Below are 22,072 nucleotides of genomic sequence, written 5' to 3' on the forward strand. Positions count from 1 at the left end.
GCCCGGGCCCGGGAACGCAGACGCCCCCCACGCACCCGCCAGAGCCGACCTACCCTTGCTGCCTTCCGGCCCTGGGGGAGTTCAGTCAGATAGCGCCGCGTGAGGGGCTACGCAGAGAGTACCCGATCCGAGCCTGCGGGAACGAGTTCGCGAGCACTCCCCTCGGTCATGTAATGTTTCCGGCGGAGGATTCGCCTAGAGGCCTAGGGCGCACGCTTGGAAAGCGTGTTGGGGGCAACCCCTCACGAGTTCGAATCTCGTATCCTCCGCCAGTGCCTCACCGGGCACGATGTCGAAGGGCCCCCTGGAAACAGGGGGCCCTTCGGCGTTGTCCTCAGACCTCGTTGTCCTGGTCTTTGTCCACAGCGGGGTTTTCCGGGGCTCCCCAGATGGCGCGCTCGATCTTCCGGGCCGCTTCCTTGAGCGTGGGATCGGTCACGTGCAGGTACCGCGCCCGCGCCCGGGCGGCGCCGCCCGGCTCCCCTCCCATGATCTGGTCGACGACCCGGTCCGGCATCCCGAGCAGCATGAGCACGGTGCCCGCGGTGTGCCGTGCGTCGTGCAGACGTCCGTCCCGGACGCCGGCGTCCTCCAGCAGCCGCTTCCAGTCGTGGCAGTCCGTGTTCGGGCTGAGCGGCCCGCCCCACGGCTTGGTGAACACGTACTCGGACTCGGTCCACAGGTTCCCGGCCGCCGCGCACTTCCAGCGAGCGCTGTTACCGCGCTTGTTGGCTCTGCACCTCATCGACCGAGTAGGGCTCTACCTCGGTTTCGTCCTCTTCCATCCTGGGAGGCTTCGCCAGCGCGGCGGCGTTCTTCGCTGCATGGCCGCGCCGCACCGCTTCCCCCAGAGCCGTGCGGGCCGTCCTGTGAGCCTGGTGGGCGGTACCCGGCTTGCTGCCGGCGCTCTGCATCCGGCGGTAAAGACTCATCCAGGTGTTCAGGTTCCAAGCGGTCGATGCGGTGCTTACCGATGCCGGCACTAGCACCGGCCGCTGCCACTGACTACGGTGTCCCGGACACTGGGGGGTGGGGTGCCAGGTTACGTCTGCAAGATGTGCGGTGACCCGGTGTGGGCTGAGCCCGGCCGCGAGGTACGAGCGGCGGCAGCGCACGCGCAGGAGGCGGAACACGTGAACGCCGGGCTCACGCACCCGGACAGCATCCATGCGCGGCAGACGCGATGGACAGGTCCCCGGGGTACGGGCACGCCGCGCGCCAGCCAGCCGCGGGGAGCCTTCCCCTCACAACGCCGCGTGTTCTTCGGGTTGGCGATGTTGGCCCTGGCGTTCATCGCTGCTGTCTCGATCGCCGAGGCGGTCGATGACGACCCGCCCGCGTTCACCAGCTGCCGTGAGCGCGTCGTTCGCTGCTGATGGGCCTTCGCTCACACGTTGTCCTGATCTTTGTCCAGTGCGCTGACAGCCGCCACCGTTTACCGCCGTGCGTGCACCCCGTCTGACCTGCCGCGTGAACCCTTACGGATGCCCCCGGACAGCCACGCGGACAGGCAGCGGTCCGGCCCCTTCGGCGTATGCCTGTCCTGTCCAAGCAGGCCCTTCCCGAAGCCGCGACTGGTGGGGAGGGGTCAGCGGGTCGGGGAGGACGTGGTTGGGGTCGTCGGGAGGGGGCTGATGCCCGGCTCGTAGTGGTCGCGGAGGTAGATGCGGGTGCGGTCCGGGGCGTAGTCGTGGGCGTAGAGGCTGACACAGCCGGTGTCCGACGTGCCGTACGGGTCGGCGAGCGGGTTCGGGCTCGCGGTGGTCCCGGGTTCGGCGCCGGGGCAGACGAAGCCGTAGCGCATGCCCTTCTCGAACGTCTCCGGTTCCGGCACGCCCAGGTGTCTGAAGTCGTGGGTCCGCACGTCGGTCACGGCGGCCGTGGGCTCCAGCAGTTCACCGGCCGGCGGATAGGCGGCCAGGAAGGCCCGTGCCTGGGACCTGGTCAGTGTGAAGGTGAGCACACCGGTGTCGAAGCGGGAGGTCACCTGATAACCAGCCCGCGCGTCCTGGGCCGCCGCCGGGATGTCGACGCCCATGTGCCCGCTCATCCACCCCGGCGTGACGCCCTCGACCCACCTGTCGTCCGCGGTCCGCCGCGGAACACGGTCACCGGCCGGGCCGGTACCGGAGTCGGGTACGGAGCAGCCTGTCGCCGTCAGGGCGCCCAGGAGGGCCAGCGTGCCGAGGGCCGTCGCTGCGGCGCGCGTCCGGCGGTGGCCGCCTGTGTCGTCGTGGGCGTCGCTCATCGGACGGCTGCCCTCCCGGGTGACCTGTGCGTCGTACGGCCCTGCTGTTGCTCCCGGCCCGGGTCCGTGCGTCCGTACCTGCTTTCACCGGGGCCCGGCAGCGGGGACTGGCCGGGCTGCGATGAGCCGAGATCGTAGTGGTGCGTGCTGCTGACGACGAGCCCGTCCCGGCCCCTCCTCCGGCACCGATTGCCCCGACGGCACGGCGCCGGCCGCCTCCCGATTGCCCCGAGGGACACGGAACGCGGCTCCGTGGGCGCATACTGAGTCATGACAAAGCCCGCTGCGCCCAAGCGTCATCTGCCCACCAGCCCCTTCAAGGCCCCGGTCGTCCCGGCTCCCAAGCACTTCGCCCTGGGGGACCAGGTCACGCACGACGTGTACGGCCTCGGCCGGGTGATCGGCATCGAGGACGGAGTCGCGGCGCTCGTGGACTTCGGCTCGGCGCAGAAGCGGATCTCCAGCCCCTACGCCAAGATGACCAAGCTGTAGGCCCCCGGGGCCCCGCTCGCCCGCCCGCTCACCACGTGGGCCGCGCCGACACCCCTCCGTCCACCACCAGGTCGTGCCCGGTGATCCAGGAGGCCAGGGGCGAGGCCAGGAAGACGCACGCGTCGGCCACGTCCTCGGGGCGGCCCAGGCGGGCCGCCGGGGCGGCGGCGAGCCAGCGGCGGACGCCGTCCGGCCAGTCCTCCGCCAGACCCGGACGGTCGATCAGCCCGGGCGAGACCGTGTTCACGCGGATGCCCTCGGAGCCGTACTCCAGGGCGGCCGCGCGGGCGTGCGTCACCACCGCCGCCTTGGCCGCGCCGTAGTGGGCGTGGCCGGGGGCCGGGCGGGCCGCCTCGACGGAGGCGATGTGGGTGATGGTGCCGCCGCCGTGCATCCGGGCGGCGGCGGCCTGGGTGCAGGCGAAGACGCTGGTGAGGTTGGTGTCGACCACCGTCCGCCACTCGGCCGCCGTCATTCCCGGCAGCGGCCGCACCGGCTGCACGGCCGCGTTGTTGACCAGCGCGGTGAGCCGGCCGCCGGACCATCGCGCGGCCTCGCCGACCAGCCGGTGGCAGGCGTCCTCGTCCGTCAGGTCCGCTTGGAGCACGACCGCCTCGCCGCCCAGGTCCCGGATCCGGGCGGCGACTTCGGCGGCCGGGCCCACTGCCGTACGGCAGTGCAGGGCGACCGCCGCGCCCTCCTCGGCGAAGCGCAGTGCGATGGCGCGGCCGATGCCGCCGCCCGCGCCGGTCACCAGGGCGGTCTGTCCGTCGAGCAGGCTCATGGGCGGCACAGTTCCCTGATCCGGGCGGCCTCGGACGGATAACGCGCCGTGAGGTCCGCCGCGTCGCCGTGTTCGTAGTCCGCGTAGGTGAAGCCGGGGGCCGTCGTACAGCCGAAGAACGTCCACGCGCCGCCCGCCGCCACCCGCGCGCCCATCCAGGTGCGGGCCGGCACGGTCAGCTGCAGCCGCTGGCCCGAGCCCAGGCCGGGGCCGAGGACGGCGGTGCCGCTGGTGCCGTCGGGGGCGAGGAGCAGCAGTTCGAGCGGGTCGCCGAGGTAGAAGTGCCAGATCTCGGCGTACGGCAGCCGGTGCAGGGCCGAGTGGTCGTCCGCCGTGAGCAGTGCCACGATGGCGGCCCCCTCCGGACGGCCGTCCGCCCGTGTCGGGCCCGCCCAGGTGCGGCGGAACAGCCCGCCCTCGCGGGGGATCGGTTCGAGTCCGTAGTGCGCGATCAGCTCGTCCGCGGTCGTCACCCGGGGAAGGCTACCGGCCGCTCCAGGAAGGCGAGTTGCGCGTGCTTCTCGGGGAGGTACACGTCCGGGACGTCCACCTCCGGCAGGACGACGGCCGGTCCGGGCACGAAGCCCTGGCGCAGGAAGCGGGCGATGGCCTTGGCGTTGCGCACGTCGGGGTCGATCACGAGCCTGCGCCGGCCGAGGGCGGTGAGCGCGTACGTCGTCAGCACGGTCAGCAGCGCGTGGCTCCAGCCGGGGCGCGGCCCGCCGGGGCCCGCGGGGGCGAGGAGGACGTGGACGCCGAGGTCGCCGGGGCGTACGTCGTAGCACTCGCCGACCCGGTCGGCGGCCGGTTCGTACGTCTGGAACAGGGCGGCCGGGGCTCCGTCCTTGGTGACCAGGTGGGCGTGGTGGGTGTCGAGGCCGGCCATGTGGGTGTAGATCCCGGCGACCTGGTCGCGGGTGAGGCCGTTCATGCCCCAGAAGGCGGCGCGTTCCTCGCTCACCCAGGCGTGGACCACGGCCGCGTCGGCGGCCGGGTCCAGGGGGCGGATGCGGACGGTGCCGAAACCGTCGACGTGCTGCTCGTACGGCTCGTGCGGGTCAGTGGTCACGGTGATGCTCCTCGGTGCGGTCGCGGGTGAGCAGGGGCCAGTCGGTGACGACCGGGGCCAGTTCTCCCCCGAGCCACAGGGGGAGCTGGTCGCGGTGGTGGGGGCTGCCGGCGACGCCGTCGGCGCCGAAGGGGACGATCCAGCGGCTGCGGTCCCGGTCGGCCAGGTCCCAGACGTAGCGGGCGGCCGGGCCCCGGGCGGCGCGGTCGGTGAGACCGGGGACGGCCGAGGTGCACAGCACGCAGTCGTGGTCGCCGGCCAGGCCGGGGGTGGCCGGGGTGTCCGGCAGCGCCTGCCAGGGGGCCAGGCGGTGGGTGTCGGACCAGTCTCCGGCGGGCGGCGCGGCGGCCGTCTCCTCCAGGGCCGCGCGCACCAGGGCCGGGCGGTCGACACCGTACGACTCCTCGGCGCGCAGCAGGTGTTCGAGGGCGTAGCCGACGCGCGGGACGAGCGCCAGCCACGGTCGCAGCACCTCGGGGCAGCGGGCCGGGGGCTCGGCGAGCGGGGCGAACGCCGGGTGCGCGGCGAGGCGGCGTACGACCGCGCCGCGCAGTGCCGCGTAGGCCGCCGCGTCGGTGCTGCCGGCGTCCATGTGGCGGTCCCAGGCGAGCAGGCGGTCGCGCAGCCGGGACGCGGCGGGGGTGAGGCCGTCGAGCGCGGCGAGGTGGTCGAGCAGGGGCGCGGCGGAGGCGAGGTGGGTGTCCATGTGGAGGGCGGCCATGTCCTCGGCGCTCCAGGCGGTGCGCGTGCCGAGGAGGGCGCGGATGCGGTCGGCGCGGTGCGGCGGGGCGAACTCGACGCCGAGGGGGGCGGCGGGGCCGCGCTGGTTGGCCATCACCGCGATGCCGTCCGGGACGGGGGCGTACGGCATCTCGTGCCAGCCCCGCCAGTCGTGGCCGGGGCGCCAGGCGGGGACCGGGTGGAGGCGGTTGGCCCGCGCGCGGAGCGGCACGCGCCCGGCGACGCGGTGCAGGGTGCCGCCCGCGGTGTCGGCGGCCTGTACGACGTTCACCGGCTCGACCCAGGCGTCCAGGGCGCGGTCGACGTCGGCGACGGTGGCGGAGCGCAGCAGCGGGAGGAGGGCGCCGAAGCCGAGGTCCTCGGTGACCCGGGGCGGGTGGCGGAGCGCGAGCGCCTCGCCCTCGCCGTCGGCGGTCCCTGACGCGCCGGCTCCCGTCCCGGTGGCTGCCGGCCCGTGCGGCGGCCCCGCCGGGCCGCCCGCGATCACCGGCCCCCGCGGCGTCTCGATCACCTCGATCGCGATCGGGGGCGCGCCCGCGACGTCGACCGTCTCCCGGTGGGAGTGCGCGGTGCGCCAGGTGCCGTCCGGGTCGAGGCACCGGACCTCCCGGCCGGTGCGGCGCAGCCGTTCGCGGTAGAGGTCCTGGTAGTCGGCCATGGCGTTGGTGATGCCCCAGGCGACCGTGCCGGCGTGGCCGAAGTGCGCGATGCCCGGGGTGCCGGGGACGGCGAGGCCGATGACGTCGAACTCGGGGCAGGCCAGCCGGATCTGCTGGTAGACGCCGGGGTCCTCGATGAACCGGTGGGGGTCGCCGGCGAGGAGCGCGTGCCCGGTGGTGGTGCGGGCGCCGCCGACCAGCCAGCCGTTGCTGCCGGCCGTGCCGGGACCGTCGGTGGCGAACAGGCCGACCGCATCCGGTCCCAGGTGCCGGATCGCCCGCTCGCGCCAGAGCTTGGCGGGGAAGCCCGCGAAGAGGAGGTGGGTGGCGAGCCAGACGGCGAGCGGGGTCCAGGGCTCCCAGCGGCCCGCGGCGAGACCGGCGCGGGCGAACTCGGGGGCGCGTCGGGCACCGGCCGGCAGGCCCTCGTTGACGCCGTCGGCGTACGCCCGGACCCACCGCGCCGTCTCCGCGTCCCGGCGTTCCAGCGCGGTGAAGCAGCGGCGGGCGGTGTCGGCGAGGCGGGCCCGGCGGGCGAGGACGTCCCAGGAGGCGGCCGGGGCGCCGAGGAAGGACGCCGAGGTGCCCTGGGCGCGGTGCCGCTCGACCTCCAGTTGCCAGGCCCGGTCGAGCGCGGTGACGCGGCCCTGCGCGCGGGCCAGTTCGTGGACGTCCGCCGCCCGCAGATGGGGGACGCCCCAGGCGTCGCGGTAGGTCTCGGCGGCCACCCGGCCCTCCATTTCTTAGGTAAGGCTACCCTAACTCTCGATTGATGGAGGAATCGTACGCGACGCGGGATCATCGACCCATGGACGTCACCCTGCACCTCGCCCAGGACCCGGAGGCCGACGCGCTGCTCGGACGCTCGCCGCTCGCCGCCCTCACCGGCATGCTGCTGGACCAGCAGATCCCGATGGAGTGGGCGTTCAAGGGGCCCCGCACCATCGCCGACCGGCTCGGCGCCGGGGACCTGGACGCGCACGAGATCGCCGCGATGGACCCGGAGGCCTTCGCCGCCCTGCTGTCCGAGAAGCCGGCCGTGCACCGCTACCCGGGCTCCATGGCCAAGCGCGTCCAGCAGCTGTGCCGCTACCTGGTCGAGCACTACGACGGGGACGCGGAGGCCGTCTGGAAGGACGCGGGCAGCGGGGCCGAGCTGCTCAAGCGGCTGGAGGACCTGCCCGGCTTCGGCCGGCAGAAGGCGCAGATCTTCCTCGCGCTGCTGGGCAAGCAGCTCGGGGTCACGCCGACCGGCTGGCGGGAGGCCGCCGGCGCCTACGGCGAGCCCGGGTCCCACCGGTCCGTCGCCGACATCACCGGACCGGACTCGCTGGCCAGGGTGCGGGCCCACAAGCAGGAGATGAAGGCCGCGGCCAAGGCGGCCAAGGCAGCCCGGAAGTAGCGGCGGAGTAAGCCTGGTGGCCCACCCGGGTGGCGGTGCGCGCCCCGCCGTTCCGAGCATGGAGCATGACCGAGGCATCGAGCCACGGCCCGGAGTGGGGCCGCGAGTACGACGACCAGCACGTCCACGGCGGACACCCGCCGGGCGCCGCGCGCGAGCCGCACGGGCACCGCGGGCGGCTCGAACCCGAGCCGCCCCTCGAAGGCCCGCTGCACGCCCTGTCCCGGGCCGCCTGGCAGGTGGTCCTGGTCACCGGGGTCGCCTCCTTGGTCCTGGGCATCCTGATCCTGGTCTGGCCCGGCCACTCACTGCTCGTGGCCGGCGTCCTGTTCGGGCTCTACCTGCTGGTCAGCGGCGTCTTCCAGCTGGTCGCCGCCTTCGGCACGCACCAGGCGACCTCGCTGCGGGTACTGGCGTTCATCAGCGGCGCGCTGTCGATCCTGCTCGGGCTGCTCTGCTTCCGCGGGCCCATGCAGTCGATCCTGCTGCTCGCGCTGTGGATCGGCATCGGCTGGCTGATCCGCGGCGTCACGCACACCATGGCCGCGGTCTCCGACCCCCGGATGCCCGCCCGCGGCTGGCAGGCCTTCCTGGGCGTCCTCACCTTCGTCGCCGGGATCGTGCTGATCGACTCGCCCTTCCGGTCGGTCGCGGTGCTGACCCTCGTCGGCGGCATCTGGCTGGTGGTGGTCGGCGTCACCGAGATCATCACCGCGTTCCGCATCCGCCACCGGGCGCGGCAGGTGCCGCAGACCGTGTGAAGGCCCGCCGCCGGCTCCCGGTCCACAGCCTGTGCACAACGAGCGCGCGGCGGACGGCGCGCCGGGGGCGCGGTTCCCGGCGGAGGCGGGAACCGACCCGAACCCGCGTCCCGAAAGGTACGAGTTCACCCGTTTTGTTCGACCTTTTCAAGGGCCGCACTCGGGCGCCATGGCTGCGCCCGGAACGTCTGGGCCGGTAGGCTTTCCGTGTGATCTTCAAGCGCATCGGAAACGGCCGGCCGTACCCCGATCACGGCCGGGAAAGCACCCGGCAGTGGGCGGACGTCGCACCGCGCCCGGTCCGCCTCGATCAGCTCGTGACCACCAAGCAGCAGCTGGACCTGGAGACCCTGCTGGCGGAGGACTCGACGTTCTACGGCGACCTCTTCGCGCATGTCGTGAAGTGGCAGGGCGACCTCTACCTGGAGGACGGTCTGCACCGCGCGGTGCGCGCCGCGCTCCAGCAGCGCCAGGTGCTGCACGCGCGCGTGCTCGAACTGGACTGACCCGGCGCCCGGTCCCGCGGCCGGCCGCTCATCGGCCGTGCGGCGCCCGCCGATTGACCCTTTCGGGTTCCACTGGCGACCTGGACTGATCATCTAATAGGCATCGCCGCTCGGGCACACTACGCTGCGTTCATGAGCATGCTGACTCCCCCCGGCATGGGCGGCAAGTACCGGATCACGGGGGCGAAATACCCCCGGATGCGCCCGCCTCGACGGCGGGGCAGGCTGGTCGTGGTCGTTCTCGCCTCCGTGTGCGCGCTCGGCCTGCTCGGCTGGGGCACGCTCCAGCTCATCGACGTTTTCACGGGCGGCAATCCGGCCGCCTCCCGCGCGAAGAAGGACTGCGGGCCGAAGGACGCGGCCGGCGGGACCAGGGCCGCGTCCGCGCGCCAGGCGAACCCCCTGCCCCAGCCCGGCCGGATCACGGTCAACGTCTACAACGCCACCACGCGCTCGGGGCTGGCCAAGGACACCGCGGACGAGCTGAAGAAGCGCGGCTTCAAGATCGGTGACGTGGGCAACGCGACCGCGGAGTACGACAAGAAGGTGAAGGGCACGGCGCTGGTCCTCGGACCGGCCGCCGCCCTGCACACCTCGCTGCCGGTGCTCGGCGCCCAGGTCGCGGGCGTCGAGCAGCGGGCCGACGGGCGCAAGAAGGCCGATCTGGACCTCGTCATCGGGGACGGCTTCAAGGGGCTGGCCAAGCCCGCGGACGCCGCGCGGGCCCTGACCGTCCTCACGGCACCCGCGCCCACGGCTTCGGCGGGCTCCGCGAAAAAGGGTTGCTGAAGCCTTTCTCCTCGGGCGGGCAACGGCCGCGCCCGATCAGGCCCCCGGCGGCCGGGCTGCCCCCTCACGGCGTCGTGGACGCCGGTTACTCGGCCGCGCCGTACAGCCGGTCGCCCGCGTCACCGAGACCCGGGACGATGTAGCCCTGCTCGTTGAGGTGGTCGTCGACCGCGGCGGTGACCACCGTGACCGGAGTGCCCGCCAGCTCGCGCTCCATCAGCTCGACGCCCTCGGGGGCGGCCAGCAGCACCACGGCGGTGACGTCGTCGGCGCCGCGCTTGATCAGCTCGCGGATGGAGGCGACCAGCGTGCCGCCCGTGGCCAGCATCGGGTCGAGGACGTAGACCTGGCGGCCCGAGAGGTCCTCCGGCATCCGCGTGGCGTACGCGGAGGGCTGGAGCGTCTCCTCGTTGCGGAGCATGCCCAGGAAGCCCACCTCGGCGGTCGGCAGCAGCCGGACCATGCCGTCCAGCATGCCGAGTCCGGCGCGCAGGATCGGGACGACCAGCGGGCGGGGGCGGGCGAGCTTGACACCAGTGGTGCGGGCGACCGGCGTGTCGATGTCGACGTTCTCGGTGCGCACGTCCCGCGTGGCCTCGTAGGCGAGCAGGGTGACCAGCTCGTCGGCGAGACGGCGGAAGGTGGCGGAGTCGGTGCGCTGGTCGCGCAGCGTGGTGAGCTTGTGAGCGACCAGGGGGTGGTCGACGACATGGAGACGCATGCCCATAACCGTACCTGCGCCCCGGACCGGTCGGCGCTGGCGTCAAACCGGCCGGCCGGGGGAAAACGGGGAAGGACGGACTGGGGTGGTGTGACGTGTCTGACCTGCCTGAGACGCCCGACGACGCGACCGGGAGCGGAACGAGGGGGCCGTACGGCCCCGACGACGTCATGCGGGCGGGGAAGCCCGGCCCCGCCGGGCGGGGGAAGGCCGGCCCCACCAAGCGGGGGACAAACGGCCCCGGTTTTCCTGGGGACACGACGGCCGGACCCGCCGCCGCGGACCGCGGGACGAGCGCGCCCGACGCCCCCGAGACCGACGCCGAGCGGCGCCGCCGCCGGGCCCGGTTCCTGCGCGAGCTGGCGGAGGCCCGGGCGCTGCGGGCCCGGGTGCAGCCGCGACGCGCCAAGGCGGCCCGGCTCCGCCACGCGCTGCGGATGCGGACGTTCCGCTGGTAGGGCGGGTGCCCTGAGCTGGGGACCGGTCGGCAAGAAGTGGGTGAGGAAGATCGTCGCCCGTGCCGGAGTTTCCGCGGCGGGCGTGCGTGAGCGCCTGGCAAAGCCGCGTACGATCCGCAGGTGGCCGCAACGAAGCCGCTGGCGACCCGATGGGGACGCACGCTCGAAACCGCCAGACACAGGGAGCCGAAGACGTCCCCTGAACGCCTAGTTTCTGCCACGATTCCGAGTGGGTGGGGCTCGGAGCCGCCCAAGAACCTCCGCCGGGGGGACCCCCAACCGGCACGCCTATGACCAGTGGGAGAGTCACGGTGTACTTCGCCGCACTGCTCGCGCGCACCGAAGACGGGTGGGAAGCGAGCGACACAGAGCTCGACGATGTGGAGACCCTGTCGGATCTGGCCGACCTGGCCCGTGAAGCCTCTCCCGAGGAGGACACGGTGCTCGTCCTGATCGAGCAGGAGGACGCCTGGTTCGGCGTCGTCCGGGTGGACGGGGAGGACGACCCTCGGATCTATGTCTCGGACGCGGCCGCCGCCGCCCGCAGCGCCTACGGTGAGCTGCTGCTCACCGACGAGCTGCTGGGCCGGGAACCCGGCGCCACCGACGGCCCCGACCTGGACTCCCTGGACCTCGACGGCACGGAGGACGGCGAGTCCGAGGCCGTCGAGGACGAGGAGGTGGCCACCGGGTCCGACGCGGTGCCGCACAGCCCGGTCGGCGACGGCGAGATCCTCGACGACCTGGGCATCAGCGAGAAGGAGCTGCGCACCCTGGACGCCGATGACGCGCTCGGTTCGATCGCCGAGGCCCTGGGCGCCTCGGAGGTGCTGGAGACCGTCCGCTGACCGCGGGCCACCCGGTGGGCACCCCGCGTCCGGCACCGGACCCGGTGCGCGACCGCTGGCGGGAGGCGATGCGACTCGCCCTGGACGAGGCCGTACTGGCCGTCCGGGGCGGGGACGTCCCCGTCGGGGCCGTCGTGCTGGCGCCGGACGGCACGGTGCTCGCGACCGGGCACAACGAGCGCGAGGCCACCGGCGACCCCACGGCCCACGCGGAGGTTCTCGCCGTCCGGCGGGCCGCCGAGCGGCTCGGGCAGTGGCGGCTGACCGGCTGCACCCTCGTGGTCACCCTGGAGCCGTGCACGATGTGCGCGGGCGCCCTGGTGCAGTCCCGGGTGGACCGGGTGGTCTACGGCGCCCGGGACGACAAGGCGGGCGCGGCCGGCTCGCTGTGGGACGTGCTGCGCGACCGGCGGCTCAACCACCGGCCCGAGGTGATCGAGGGCGTGCTCGCGGGGGAGTGCGCCACCGTTCTCACGGATTTCTTCCGGGATCGCTGAACACCGATTTCTGACCATGCCCCACCGTGCTGTAAGGTCTCCCTCGGTAGCGTGTCCGAGCGGCCGAAGGAGCTCGCCTCGAAAGCGAGTGTGGCGCAAGTCACCGAGGGTTCAAATCCCTCCGCTACCGCTTCCGAAAGGGCCCCGTCTCACGGCGGGGCCCTTTCCGCGTTCCCGCCCCCGCGGGCGCGGCGCCCAAAACCCCTTGCCCGGCGGGCCGTTGGTCCCCGATAAAGGCACGACCGTTACACTCGCCGCCGGCAACAGGGGCCTCACGGGCCATGGACACGGACACTAGGGAGGCCGCGGTGGCGATGAACGCCAAGAAGATTGTGGTGTACGCGCTCGTGGTCTTCGTGCTGTACGTGATCATCACGGACCCCGCCCGGGCGGCCGACTACGTCCAGATAGGCTTCGAGGGCATATCCAACGCGGCCAGGGCCATCGGTGACTTCATGACCTGGGCCGCCAACGGAGGAAAGAGCTGAGGTACTCCGCATGATCCGCCACCTGGTCCTGTTCAAGCTCGACGAGGGCGTGCAGCGCGACGATCCGCGGGTGGTGGCGGGCGAGGCGGCCTTCCGGGCGCTCCCCGAGCAGATCGAGGAGCTGCGGGCCTGGGAGTGCGCCTGGAACATCACCGACCGGCCGATCGCCTACGACTTCGCGATCAACTCGGCCGTCGAGGACACCGAGGCCCTCCAGCGCTATCTGGACCACCCCGCCCACCAGGCGGGTGTCGCCCTGTGGCGTGAGTTCGCCACGTGGGTGATCGCGGACTACGAGTTCTGACACCTCGCCCTTCCAGGGCGCCTTCCGCTCCGAAGCCCTCCGCCGCGCTGGCGGGGGGCTTTCACGCGTTTTCCGCCCCGGCTCCCCCATGTTTGAAACCAACACGGCGTTATCAGGTGCTTGCACACAGTGCACATGTCTTGTGATGCTATGACCGCTTTTGACGGATGATTGACCGAAGAGGTGGCGTTGACCGTGTCGGCCAGTACTGCGCCGCCCCAGGAGGAGGCCCCCGTCCCCGCCTCTGCGAACCCCGGGAAGCGCCGTGGCGCAGACACCCGCGCCCTGACCCAGGTGCTCTTCACCGAGCTGAAGCAGCTCGCCCCGGGCACGCCGGAGCACAACCGGGTACGGGGAGCGCTGATCGAGGCGAACCTCCCGCTCGTGCGCTACGCCGCCGCCCGCTTCCGCTCCCGCAACGAGCCCATGGAGGACGTGATCCAGGTCGGCACCATCGGCCTGATCAACGCCATCGACCGCTTCGACCCGGACCGGGGCGTGCAGTTCCCGACGTTCGCCATGCCGACCGTGGTCGGCGAGATCAAGCGGTACTTCCGGGACAACGTCCGCACCGTGCACGTACCGCGCCGGCTGCACGAGCTGTGGGTGCAGGTCAACAGTGCCACCGAGGACCTGACCACACTGCACGGCCGCTCCCCCACCACCGCCGAGATCGCCGAGCGCCTGCGGATCAGCGAGGAGGAGGTGCTCAGCTGCATCGAGGCGGGCCGCTCGTACCACGCGACGTCCCTGGAGGCCGCGCAGGAGGGCGACGGGCTGCCGGGGCTGCTGGACCGCATCGGCTACGAGGACCCGGCCCTGGACGGCGTGGAACACCGCGACCTGGTCCGCCACCTCCTCGTCCAGCTCCCCGAGCGCGAGCAGCGGATCCTGCTGCTGCGCTACTACAGCAATCTGACCCAGTCACAGATCAGCGCGGAACTCGGTGTCTCCCAGATGCACGTCTCGCGCCTGCTCGCCCGCAGCTTCCAGAGACTGCGCTCGGCGAACCGCATCGACGCATAACCGATAACCGCTCCGCCGTATAACAGAGTTCCGGGCGAATACCGGACGACATGGCGGGAGCATGGTGGGCGCACCGAAGCACACACCCGAACAGCCCTGCATCGCAAACCAGATCGAGCGCTCACCGCCGCGAGCGATTCGCTCACCAGGGCCGTTGCCGACACTTCCGGCCCGACTGCCCGTCAGACCCCATTTCTCCAGCGGTGATTCGCGTCTCTCATGTCGACATGTCACTACAGCGCGTTGCCGACATGTGACATTCTGCGGGAGACGCGTTTGCCGGAGCCCCGGCTCCGGTATTCAGGTGAAGGCTGCGTTCTCGACCGACGACGCGGCCGCGACCGTCCCGCGACCCAAAGGGGGTGGCATGTCCGCAGAACAGGGCAGCTCGAAGGTGCTGACGCCCGCGAAGAGCGAGGCGGCGCCCAAGGAGCTCGACGCACTCGACGTCCTCGACGGCATCGAGGGCGTCACGGCCCTCGATGCCGTGCCGGCCCCGGCCGCCCCCGCCATGGGCGAGGCCATCGACACCCGCACCCTGTCCCGCTCCCTGTTCCTGCGGCTCGCCGCGCTCGACGAGAACAGCCCCGAGCGCGCCTACGTCCGGGACACCCTGATCGAACTGAACCTGCCGCTGGTCCGCTACGCGGCCGCGCGGTTCCGCTCGCGCAACGAGCCGATGGAGGACATCGTCCAGGTCGGCACCATCGGCCTGATCAAGGCGATCGACCGCTTCGACTGCGAACGGGGCGTGGAGTTCCCGACGTTCGCGATGCCCACGGTGGTCGGCGAGATCAAGCGCTTCTTCCGGGACACCTCCTGGTCGGTGCGGGTCCCGCGCCGCCTCCAGGAGCTGCGCCTGGCCCTCACCAAGGCCAGCGACGAGCTGTCGCAGAAGCTGGACCGCTCCCCGACGGTCACCGAACTGGCCGCCGTGCTCGGCGTCTCCGAGGAGGACGTGGTCGACGGCCTCGCGGTCGGCAACGCGTACACCGCCTCCTCGCTGGACTCCCCGGCCCCGGAGGACGACGGCGGCGAGGGCTCCCTGGCCGACCGGCTCGGCTACGAGGACACCGCCCTGGAGGGCGTCGAGTACCGCGAGTCCCTCAAGCCGCTGCTGGCCAAACTCCCGCCCCGGGAGCGGCGGATCATCATGCTGCGCTTCTTCGCCAACATGACCCAGTCGCAGATCGGCGAGGAGGTCGGCATCTCCCAGATGCACGTCTCGCGCCTGCTCACCCGGACCCTGTCCCAGCTGCGCGAGGGTCTGATCTCGGACTGATCCCTTCCCTTCGACGAGGCGTCCGCCACCCTGGCCGGGCGCCTCGCCCACGGGATGCTCCGTACGACGCCCGGATCGCCGGCCGCCGACGCGCCCTCGCGGGAGCGTCGGCGGTCGTCGTCCGTCCGGGGACGGTGTTGAAGGCGTGCGCCGGTCCGGGCGCACGCCCGGACCACACCTGGACGGTCCGCGTCGACGCCTGGCGCGTGCCGCCGGGGCACGTACACCGAGACGCGCGACGCCTCCGTCCGGTGAAACCGATCACCGCGGGACCCGTGGGCCCTGCGGAAGGGGTGTCCTACTTCAGCGCCAGCCAGGCGACCCCGGCCACCACCACGAGCGCCACGACGACGCCGATGATCAGACCGATGCGCGGGCCGGAGGGGGCGGCCGCCTGCTGCTGGCGCCCCTGCGGAGCCTCGTCGACGAACGCGCGGAACATCTGAGTGCTGCCGGCAGGGTCGTAATTGCCCTGGGGGCCCTGGGTGTTAGCCATGGCCCGAGACCTTAGCGAAGACGGCCCCTGCCGCCCAAGTGGGGGGCCACCGGGACAGACGGGGACAGGCCCCCCGCACCGACCTGCATATTCACGACCGCAACGCTTGCCTTTGCCAAGGTTTTACACGGCAGACCCCCCAGTTATTTGCCTGTAGCAACCAATCCCATTTATGGTTGCCCCAAGCAACGAATACGGGAGGTGTGATGGCCGAGCAGGCGCAGTTTGAAGAGCTGGCGCGTCAGCTCAGCGCCGTCGGCGCCGTGAAACGGGACCTCGTGCGGGTGCTGCCGACGGACTGCCCGGGCGGCTCGGCGGCCGTGCTGACCTTGCTCGGCCGCCACGGAGACATGCGCATGAGCAAGCTGGCAGAGCTGCTCGCCGTGGATCTGTCGGTGACCAGCCGGCATGTCGCGCACGTCGCCGCGCGCGGCTGGATCGAACGGGACCCGGACCCGGCGGACAAGCGCTCGCGCATCCTGCGCCTGACGCCCGCGGGTCTGGAGCAGCTCGACGAGCTGTCCCGGCGCACCACGCAGGTGCTCGCCGAGCGGCTCAGCGACTGGACCGACGACGAGGTCGGCCAGCTGATCGGGTTGATGACCCGCCTGCGCTCGTCCTTCGGCGACTGCCGGCCGCCCTCGGCCCGGCCGCCCACCCCCGTAGTCGAAAAGACCACCCGTACACCCGCAAGCACGTAAGTAAAGGAAGCCCATGGCAACGACCACACCAGCCGGTGTGCGGGCTCACGCCAAGCACGGGGGAGGCTCCTCGGCGGGCGACGCCCCGATGTCCCACCGGCAGATCATGGAGGCCCTCTCCGGCCTTCTGATCGGCCTGTTCGCCGCCATCCTGTCCTCGACGATCGTCACCAACGCACTGCCGACGATCATCAAGGACCTCGGCGGCGGCCAGTCCGCCTACACCTGGGTCGTCACCGCGTCCCTGCTGACGATGACCGCCTCGGTGCCCCTGTGGGGCAAGCTGTCCGACCTGTTCAGCAAGAAGGCGCTCGTCCAGATAGCCCTGATCATCTACGTGGCCGGTTCGGTCATCGCCGGTCTCGCGCCGAACCCGGCGATGCTGATCACCGCCCGTGCGATCCAGGGCCTCGGCGCCGGCGGTCTGTCCGCCCTGGTGCAGGTCATCCTGGCCGCGATGATCTCCCCGCGCGAGCGCGGGCGCTACTCCGGCTACACCGGCGCCACCTTCGCCGTCGCCACCGTCGGCGGTCCGCTGCTCGGCGGTGTCATCACCGACACCAGCTGGCTCGGCTGGCGCTACTGCCTGTTCGTCGGCATCCCCTTCGCGCTGATCGCGCTGCTCGTCCTCCAGAAGACGCTGCACCTGCCGGTCGTCAAGCGCAAGGTCAAGGTCGACTGGCTCGGCGCCTTCTTCATCACCGCGGGCGCCTCGCTGCTGCTGCTCTGGGTGACCTTCGCCAACGACAAGTACGAGTGGCTGTCCTGGCAGACGTACGTGATGGTGGGCGGCACCATCGTGCTCGGCCTGCTGTTCGTCCTCACCGAGTCCAAGGCGTCCGAGCCGATCATTCCGCTGCGCCTGTTCCGCAACCCCACGATCTCGCTGGCCTCGGCGGCCTCGCTGTTCGTCGGTGTCGGCATGTACTCGGGCACCGTCTTCTTCTCGCAGTACTTCCAGCTGGCGCGGGACAAGTCCCCGACCATGTCCGGCGTGATGACCATCCCGATGATCGGTGGTCTGTTCATCTCCTCCATGGTCTCCGGGCGGATCATCTCCAACACCGGACGCTGGAAGAACTGGCTGGTCACCGGCGGTCTGCTGCTCACGGCCGGTCTGGCCCTGCTCGGCCTGATGCGCTACGACACCCCCTACTGGCAGCTGGCCATCTACATGGCGCTGCTGGGCATCGGCGTCGGCATGATGATGCAGAACCTGGTGCTGTCCACGCAGAACCAGGTCGCCCCGAAGGACCTCGGTTCCGCCTCCTCCACGGTGAGCTTCTTCCGCTCCCTCGGTGGCGCGGTCGGCGTCGGTGTGCTCGGCTCGGTCATGTCCGGCCGGATCACCCACTACGCCACCAGCACCATCGGCGAACTGAGCCCGAAGGCCCGGATGGCCGCGGCCAAGGCCATGGGCGGCAGCGACCTGCCCGACATGAACAGCCTGCCCCTGCCGATCCGGCATTGGCTGGAAGGCGCCTACGGTCACGGCATCGCCGACGTCTTCCTCTATGCGGCGCCCTGCGCCCTGGTCGCCTTCATCCTGGTGATCTTCATCAAGGAGGTCCCGCTGCGGACGACCGGCGCGCTGGCCCAGGCCGCGCAGGAGAAGACCGGGACGACGGCCGAGGCCGCCGCGCCCGTCGAGACCACGATGGAGAACGCCACCATGCAGAACGTGCCGGGTGAGCCCGCCGAGGAGAAGGTACCCAGCCTGACCGCAGCCGCTCCGGTGGTCGGCGCCGCCGAGGCGCTGGCGACCGCGACCGCCTCCGCGGCGCCGATGACCGCCGTGGCGACCGTCGCCGAGCCCGGCTCGGGCGGGGACGGCACCCCGGTGCACGGCTTCGTCCGCGGCGCCGAGAGCGCCCCGGTCCCGCAGGCCGCGGTCACCCTGATCTCGCTGGCCGGCCGTCAGCTCGGCCGCGCGGTCGCCCAGGGCGACGGCTCCTACGCGCTGGCCGCCCCCGGCACCGGCTCGTACGTCCTGATCGCCTCCGCCGACGGCTACCAGCCGCAGGCCTCCACCATCGTGGTGGGCGAGGAACCGCTGTCGTACGACATCCTGCTCAGCGGCACCAGCGGGCTGACCGGTGTGGTGCGGGCCGCCGGGAGCGCGCAGCCGGTCAAGGACGCCATGGTGATCGTCACCGATGTGCGCGGTGACCTGCTGGCCACCGCGGCCACCGGGGAGCAGGGCGACTTCGCCTTCACCGACCTGGTGCCCGGTCCGGTGACCGTGGCCGTCAACGCGGCCGGCTTCCGGCCGCGGGCGCTGCCGGTCGAGGTGGCCACCACCGGCATCACCCGGATCGACGTCGACCTCGACGCCGGCGCCCGGCTCCAGGGCGTGGTCCGGGCCCCGCACGGTCCGCTGGCCGACGCCCGGGTGACCCTGGTCGACCAGGCGGGCAACGTGGTCGGCACCGCCACCACCGGTGAGGACGGCGCGTACGCCTTCACCGACCTGGACAGCGGTGAGTACACCGTCATCGCGACCGGCTACCCGCCGGTGGCGACCGCGCTGACCGTCACCGGCACCGGGGCCGACGGTCACGACATCGAACTCGCCCACCCCGGCGAGTAGTTCCACCCGGCCCGTGGCGGGGCACGCTCCGACCGGAGGTGCCCGCCACGGGCCGGTTTCTCACGACCGATTTGTAAGGCTTTGCAGGGAGAAAACGGGATGGGACTGACCGCGAAGATCCGTACGCGGGACGGGTGGGCCGTGTCGCACGCGGTCGTCACGGTGACCGACATGACCGGTACGCAGGTGTTGCGGGCCGAGGCGGACGCCGAGGGGGCCGTAAGGGACACCACTGAACTGGCGCCGGGGGCGTACACCGTGATCGTGACGGCCGTCGGCTACGCGCCGGCCGCCTGCAGCGCGATCGTCACCGCGAGCGGACGGGCCGAGATCGGCGCCGTGACCCTGGCCCGGCAGGGCGGCACCGAGCTGCCGCCGCCCGGCCCCTGGACCATCGACCCGGCGCACTCCTCGGTCGCCGCGGTCGCCCAGCACCTGGGGATCTCCAGCGTGCACGGCCGGTTCACCGACTTCGGCGGCACCATCGAGATCGCGCCCGACGACGTCGCCAAGTCCCGGGTGGAAGCGGTGATCAAGGCCGGGTCCATCGACACCGGCAACGGCATGCGCGACACGCACCTGCGCTCCGGTGACTTCCTCGACGTCGAGACCCACCCGGAGATCACCTACCGGTCCACCGGGCTGACCCAGGTGGGCCCGGACCGCTGGACCGTGCACGGCGAGCTGTCGCTGCACGGCGTGGTCCGCGAGGTCGACCTGGACCTCGCCTACCTCGGCACCGGCGCCGACCCGTGGGGCGGCACCCGCGCGGCCTTCCGGGCCACGGCGGAGCTGCACCGCGAGGACTTCGCGATGAACTACAACCAGGTCCTCCAGGCGGGCATCGCCGCCATCGGCACCACGCTGAAGGTGCAGCTGGACATCCAGGCGGTGCAGGGGGACAGCCTGCCCGCGGCCTGACCCTTCCGCGCAGGGGCCCGCCGACCGTCGCACGGTCGGCGGGCCCCTGTCAGTTCTCCGTCGCGCCCACGATGCGCCGGGCCAGGTCGCGCAGTTTGACGTTCTCCCGCTGGGAGGCGCGTACCAGGCTGTCGAAGGCCGCCTGGGCGTCGATCTCCAGACGCTCCATCAGGATGCCGGTGGCCTGTCCGATCAGGTCGCGGGTGTGCATGGCCTCCGTCAACTGCTCGCGCACGGTGACCGAGTTGAGGGCGAGGCTCACATGCGCGGTGAACAGCCGGCCGAGCCGGGCGGCCGTCTCGTCGAAGGCACCCGGTTCCCGGGAGTAGGCCGTCAGCACGGTCAGCCGGCGCTTGTCGGCGCGCAGCCGCATGGAGAGCACCGAGCGCAGCTCCTGAGCCTCGCCGTCCGCGCCGCCGTTGTCCGTCACCCGCACCACGGGCGAGGTCCACAGCCGCTCCCAGTGCGGCAGTTCGGGGACCTCGGCGTCGCGCACGAGGTCGTCGGTCCAGGCGAGGGCGCGCCGCGCCTCCCCGTGCTCCAGCTCGCAGACCCCGGCGTGCTCGGCACCGGGCAGCAGGCGCACCGCGAGCCGTACGGCGGTGTCCAGCGTGGCACCGGGCGTGGGACTCTCGTGCAGCTCGCGGGCCGCCGCCGTCAGGGCCTCGGCCAGGTCGAGACCGCCCGGGGAACGGGTCGCTGCGGAGACGTCATACGCGGAAAAGTCGTACACGGGAAAGTCGGACGCGGCCACCACGAACCTCTCGGTTGACATGACCGTACGGCCATGCGCAGGAGAGCTCCGCAGCACATTCCCGACTGCGAGCACAGGACAGAAGAACTTTAGCTGCTCCATTGCGGTGAAGTGACCTTGCACCGGTGCCGCCCGCACCGGACGTCGGTCCGGCGCGCCGAGCCTGTGCCCAGCAGGGTCAGGCTCGCGCACCGCTCCGCGTTCTAGGCTGCGGCCATGGCACCGAACATCGCGACCAACACCCGCGTCTCCCTGGACGAACTGCTGGACTTCGTACGGCCCCGCCACCGCGCGCTGCTGATCACCCGCCGCGCCGACGGCGCCCCGCAGGCCTCCCCGCTGACCTGCGGGGTGGACGACTCCGGCCGGATCGTGGTCTCGACCTACCCGGAGCGGGCCAAGACCCGCAACGCCAAGCGGGACCCGCGGGTCGCCCTGGTCGTGCTCAGCGACGACTGGAACGGCCCCTGGGTGCAGATCGACGGCACCGCCGAGGTGATCGACTCCCCCGACTCGGTGGAACCGCTGGTCGAGTACTACCGCAACATCGCCGGTGAGCACCCCGACTGGGACGAGTACCGGGCGGCCATGCTCAAGCAGGGCAAGTCGATCATCCGGGTCACGCCCGAGCGCTGGGGGCCGGTGGCGACCGGCGGCTTCCCGGCGCGGCTGGTCAGCGGGGACTGAGGTCTGCCGGGGCTCCCCCGTCATCCCCGTTCGACCATCACCTCGATCCCGGCGATCAGCAGGTCCAGGGCGAAGGTGAAGTCACGGTCCATCAGCTCGGCGACCGTGCCAGCGCCACGGGCGTCCATGAGGGGCACGGAGTCCTTGAGGAACTGCGCGGTGCCGGGGTCCTGCCGCACCGAGTCCAGTGCCTGCTCGCGGTAGTCGTCCGGGGTCAGGCCGCTGTCGGCGATCCGGGACATGAACTGGGCCTCCGTCGTGCCGTAGCCGTAGACGAACTGGACGACGGCCGAGATCGCGCTCATCACCCGGTGCGCGGGCAGCCCGGAGCCGCCGAGGACGCGCTGCGCGCTGCGGGAGAAGTCCAGCGCGTGGGGCCCGATGTTCAGATACTGGCCGGCCAGCCGGGACAGCCAGGGGTGACGCACCAGCAGCCGCCGGTACTCGGCGGCCAGCGCCCGAAGTTGCTCCCGCCAGTCGGCCGGGTCGTCCTCGCCGGGCAGCCGCAGTTCGCCGAAGGCCGCGTCGAGGGCGAGTTCGAACAGGTCGTCCTTGGTGTCGACGTACCAGTACAGGGACATCGCGGTGACGTTCAGCTCGCCGGCCAGGCGCCGCATGGAGAACCTGGCCAGGCCCTCGGCGTCCAGGAGCCGTACGGACACCGCGGTGATCCGCTCCCGGTCCAGTCCGGAGGGCTGCCCGGCGCGCCCGCCGCGCCGCGGCTTCTCCCGCAGCCACACGCTGTCCCGCGCCGACCGCCCCGCCGACTTCGCCACCGGCACACCTTCCTCCGTCTCCGGCCGGTCGGGGCCCCGCACGGCCCCGCTGCCCGCGCTCCGGGGCCGGCC

The 22,072-nt window shown here is 72.3% G+C and carries 26 protein-coding genes, 2 tRNA genes, 1 other RNA gene and 1 pseudogene; 19 read left to right on the forward strand and 11 right to left on the reverse strand.

The window, feature by feature from the left end; translation table 11 throughout:
* Positions 1-15 precede the first annotated feature (15 nt).
* Positions 16-112, reverse strand: an RNA gene (gene ffs, locus HZZ00_RS36030) — signal recognition particle sRNA small type.
* A 72-nt stretch (positions 113-184) separates the two neighbouring features.
* On the opposite strand from ffs, the gene HZZ00_RS36035 reads away from it, so the two are divergent.
* Positions 185-272: transfer RNA gene (locus HZZ00_RS36035), tRNA-Ser, on the forward strand.
* A 62-nt stretch (positions 273-334) separates the two neighbouring features.
* Here HZZ00_RS36035 and HZZ00_RS36040 read toward each other — a convergent pair.
* Positions 335-978: pseudogene (locus HZZ00_RS36040) on the reverse strand (tyrosine-type recombinase/integrase); the annotation flags it as partial.
* A gap of 155 nt (positions 979-1,133) precedes the next feature.
* Here HZZ00_RS36040 and HZZ00_RS36045 point away from each other — a divergent pair.
* A complete protein-coding gene (locus tag HZZ00_RS36045) occupies positions 1,134-1,376 on the forward strand; it encodes a hypothetical protein (RefSeq protein WP_180330208.1) in 243 nt (80 codons plus the stop codon).
* A 212-nt stretch (positions 1,377-1,588) separates the two neighbouring features.
* Here HZZ00_RS36045 and HZZ00_RS36050 read toward each other — a convergent pair whose 3' ends face one another.
* Positions 1,589-2,248 (reverse strand): hypothetical protein, encoded by a 660-nt coding sequence (locus HZZ00_RS36050; RefSeq protein ID WP_180330209.1) that lies wholly within the window; start codon positions 2,246-2,248, stop codon positions 1,589-1,591.
* Between the two features lie 270 nt (positions 2,249-2,518).
* Between HZZ00_RS36050 and HZZ00_RS36055 the strand changes: the two genes are divergently transcribed.
* Positions 2,519-2,740 (forward strand): hypothetical protein, encoded by a 222-nt coding sequence (locus HZZ00_RS36055; RefSeq protein ID WP_180330210.1) that lies wholly within the window; start codon positions 2,519-2,521, stop codon positions 2,738-2,740.
* 28 nt (positions 2,741-2,768) lie between these two features.
* On the opposite strand, the gene HZZ00_RS36060 is transcribed toward HZZ00_RS36055, so the two are convergent.
* The 4 genes from HZZ00_RS36060 to HZZ00_RS36075 are packed head-to-tail and all read right to left on the reverse strand — an operon-like array spanning position 2,769 to position 6,721.
* The gene (locus tag HZZ00_RS36060) at positions 2,769-3,524 is read right to left on the reverse strand and encodes an SDR family NAD(P)-dependent oxidoreductase (protein ID WP_180330211.1); all 756 of its coding nucleotides are present in this window, start codon (positions 3,522-3,524) and stop codon (positions 2,769-2,771) included.
* Positions 3,521-3,997, reverse strand: a complete 477-nt coding sequence (locus HZZ00_RS36065) for a cupin domain-containing protein (protein WP_180330212.1) — start codon at positions 3,995-3,997, stop codon at positions 3,521-3,523. Before HZZ00_RS36065 ends, HZZ00_RS36060 begins: the two co-directional genes overlap by 4 nt.
* Positions 3,994-4,593, reverse strand: a complete 600-nt coding sequence (locus HZZ00_RS36070) for a GNAT family N-acetyltransferase (protein WP_257585567.1) — start codon at positions 4,591-4,593, stop codon at positions 3,994-3,996. The genes HZZ00_RS36065 and HZZ00_RS36070 overlap by 4 nt, the downstream gene beginning before the upstream one ends.
* The gene (locus HZZ00_RS36075; protein WP_180330213.1) at positions 4,583-6,721 is read right to left on the reverse strand and encodes a penicillin acylase family protein; all 2,139 of its coding nucleotides are present in this window, start codon (positions 6,719-6,721) and stop codon (positions 4,583-4,585) included. Before HZZ00_RS36075 ends, HZZ00_RS36070 begins: the two co-directional genes overlap by 11 nt.
* A gap of 80 nt (positions 6,722-6,801) precedes the next feature.
* On the opposite strand from HZZ00_RS36075, the gene HZZ00_RS36080 reads away from it, so the two are divergent.
* The 4 genes from HZZ00_RS36080 (at position 6,802) to HZZ00_RS36095 (ending at position 9,451) form a co-directional block, all read left to right on the forward strand.
* On the forward strand, positions 6,802-7,395 hold the full coding sequence (locus tag HZZ00_RS36080; RefSeq protein ID WP_180330214.1) for an HhH-GPD-type base excision DNA repair protein: 594 nt from the start codon (positions 6,802-6,804) through the stop codon (positions 7,393-7,395).
* 65 nt (positions 7,396-7,460) lie between these two features.
* Positions 7,461-8,156, forward strand: coding sequence for an HdeD family acid-resistance protein (locus HZZ00_RS36085; protein WP_180330215.1), 696 nt, complete (start codon positions 7,461-7,463; stop codon positions 8,154-8,156).
* A gap of 209 nt (positions 8,157-8,365) precedes the next feature.
* On the forward strand, positions 8,366-8,662 hold the full coding sequence (locus HZZ00_RS36090) for a type II toxin-antitoxin system VapB family antitoxin (RefSeq protein ID WP_004943146.1): 297 nt from the start codon (positions 8,366-8,368) through the stop codon (positions 8,660-8,662).
* 132 nt (positions 8,663-8,794) lie between these two features.
* Positions 8,795-9,451, forward strand: a complete 657-nt coding sequence (locus HZZ00_RS36095) for a LytR C-terminal domain-containing protein (RefSeq protein WP_257585568.1) — start codon at positions 8,795-8,797, stop codon at positions 9,449-9,451.
* A gap of 85 nt (positions 9,452-9,536) precedes the next feature.
* On the opposite strand, the gene upp is transcribed toward HZZ00_RS36095, so the two are convergent.
* Entirely contained in the window at positions 9,537-10,172 is a 636-nt protein-coding gene (gene upp, locus HZZ00_RS36100) for a uracil phosphoribosyltransferase (protein ID WP_070028935.1), read from the reverse strand.
* A gap of 170 nt (positions 10,173-10,342) precedes the next feature.
* Here upp and HZZ00_RS36105 point away from each other — a divergent pair, with 170 nt between their 5' ends.
* The 8 genes from HZZ00_RS36105 to HZZ00_RS36140 all read left to right on the forward strand — a co-directional run bounded on the left by HZZ00_RS36105 (position 10,343) and on the right by HZZ00_RS36140 (position 15,075).
* Positions 10,343-10,630 carry a hypothetical protein gene (locus tag HZZ00_RS36105; RefSeq protein WP_257586038.1) on the forward strand — a complete coding sequence of 96 codons (288 nt, stop codon included), beginning with the start codon at positions 10,343-10,345 and terminating at the stop codon, positions 10,628-10,630.
* 311 nt (positions 10,631-10,941) lie between these two features.
* Positions 10,942-11,478, forward strand: coding sequence for a hypothetical protein (locus HZZ00_RS36110; protein WP_180333848.1), 537 nt, complete (start codon positions 10,942-10,944; stop codon positions 11,476-11,478).
* 68 nt (positions 11,479-11,546) lie between these two features.
* Positions 11,547-11,975, forward strand: coding sequence for a tRNA adenosine(34) deaminase TadA (gene tadA, locus HZZ00_RS36115; protein WP_180333849.1), 429 nt, complete (start codon positions 11,547-11,549; stop codon positions 11,973-11,975).
* Between the two features lie 45 nt (positions 11,976-12,020).
* A tRNA-Ser gene (locus tag HZZ00_RS36120) sits at positions 12,021-12,105 on the forward strand.
* Positions 12,106-12,283: 178 nt separating this feature from the next.
* On the forward strand, positions 12,284-12,463 hold the full coding sequence (locus tag HZZ00_RS36125) for a hypothetical protein (protein ID WP_070028759.1): 180 nt from the start codon (positions 12,284-12,286) through the stop codon (positions 12,461-12,463).
* Positions 12,464-12,473: 10 nt separating this feature from the next.
* Positions 12,474-12,767 carry a Dabb family protein gene (locus tag HZZ00_RS36130; protein ID WP_180330216.1) on the forward strand — a complete coding sequence of 98 codons (294 nt, stop codon included), beginning with the start codon at positions 12,474-12,476 and terminating at the stop codon, positions 12,765-12,767.
* Positions 12,768-12,956: 189 nt separating this feature from the next.
* The gene (locus HZZ00_RS36135) at positions 12,957-13,793 is read left to right on the forward strand and encodes an RNA polymerase sigma factor SigF (RefSeq protein ID WP_180333850.1); all 837 of its coding nucleotides are present in this window, start codon (positions 12,957-12,959) and stop codon (positions 13,791-13,793) included.
* Positions 13,794-14,160: 367 nt separating this feature from the next.
* Positions 14,161-15,075, forward strand: coding sequence for an RNA polymerase sigma factor SigF (locus tag HZZ00_RS36140; RefSeq protein WP_180330217.1), 915 nt, complete (start codon positions 14,161-14,163; stop codon positions 15,073-15,075).
* A 298-nt stretch (positions 15,076-15,373) separates the two neighbouring features.
* Here the strand turns inward: HZZ00_RS36140 and HZZ00_RS36145 are convergent, their stop codons facing one another.
* Positions 15,374-15,571, reverse strand: a complete 198-nt coding sequence (locus HZZ00_RS36145; RefSeq protein ID WP_071828728.1) for a hypothetical protein — start codon at positions 15,569-15,571, stop codon at positions 15,374-15,376.
* A 206-nt stretch (positions 15,572-15,777) separates the two neighbouring features.
* Here HZZ00_RS36145 and HZZ00_RS36150 point away from each other — a divergent pair, with 206 nt between their 5' ends.
* The 3 genes from HZZ00_RS36150 (at position 15,778) to HZZ00_RS36160 (ending at position 19,783) form a co-directional block, all read left to right on the forward strand.
* Positions 15,778-16,272 carry a MarR family winged helix-turn-helix transcriptional regulator gene (locus tag HZZ00_RS36150; protein WP_070028763.1) on the forward strand — a complete coding sequence of 165 codons (495 nt, stop codon included), beginning with the start codon at positions 15,778-15,780 and terminating at the stop codon, positions 16,270-16,272.
* Positions 16,273-16,285: 13 nt separating this feature from the next.
* Positions 16,286-18,862: an MFS transporter gene (locus HZZ00_RS36155; RefSeq protein ID WP_180330218.1), complete on the forward strand. Its 2,577-nt coding sequence runs from the start codon at positions 16,286-16,288 to the stop codon at positions 18,860-18,862.
* A 99-nt stretch (positions 18,863-18,961) separates the two neighbouring features.
* Entirely contained in the window at positions 18,962-19,783 is an 822-nt protein-coding gene (locus HZZ00_RS36160; RefSeq protein WP_180330219.1) for a YceI family protein, read from the forward strand.
* Positions 19,784-19,832: 49 nt separating this feature from the next.
* On the opposite strand, the gene HZZ00_RS36165 is transcribed toward HZZ00_RS36160, so the two are convergent.
* Complete coding sequence (locus HZZ00_RS36165) at positions 19,833-20,558, reverse strand: GAF and ANTAR domain-containing protein (protein WP_180330220.1); 726 nt, start codon at positions 20,556-20,558, stop codon at positions 19,833-19,835.
* A 195-nt stretch (positions 20,559-20,753) separates the two neighbouring features.
* On the opposite strand from HZZ00_RS36165, the gene HZZ00_RS36170 reads away from it, so the two are divergent.
* Complete coding sequence (locus tag HZZ00_RS36170; protein ID WP_180330221.1) at positions 20,754-21,224, forward strand: PPOX class F420-dependent oxidoreductase; 471 nt, start codon at positions 20,754-20,756, stop codon at positions 21,222-21,224.
* Positions 21,225-21,244: 20 nt separating this feature from the next.
* Here the strand turns inward: HZZ00_RS36170 and HZZ00_RS36175 are convergent, their stop codons facing one another.
* A complete protein-coding gene (locus HZZ00_RS36175; RefSeq protein WP_180330222.1) occupies positions 21,245-22,000 on the reverse strand; it encodes a TetR/AcrR family transcriptional regulator in 756 nt (251 codons plus the stop codon).
* Positions 22,001-22,072 lie beyond the last annotated feature (72 nt).

Source organism: Streptomyces sp. NEAU-sy36, from assembly GCF_013423905.1.
In the GTDB taxonomy this organism is placed as follows: Bacteria; Actinomycetota; Actinomycetes; order Streptomycetales; family Streptomycetaceae; genus Streptomyces; species Streptomyces misionensis.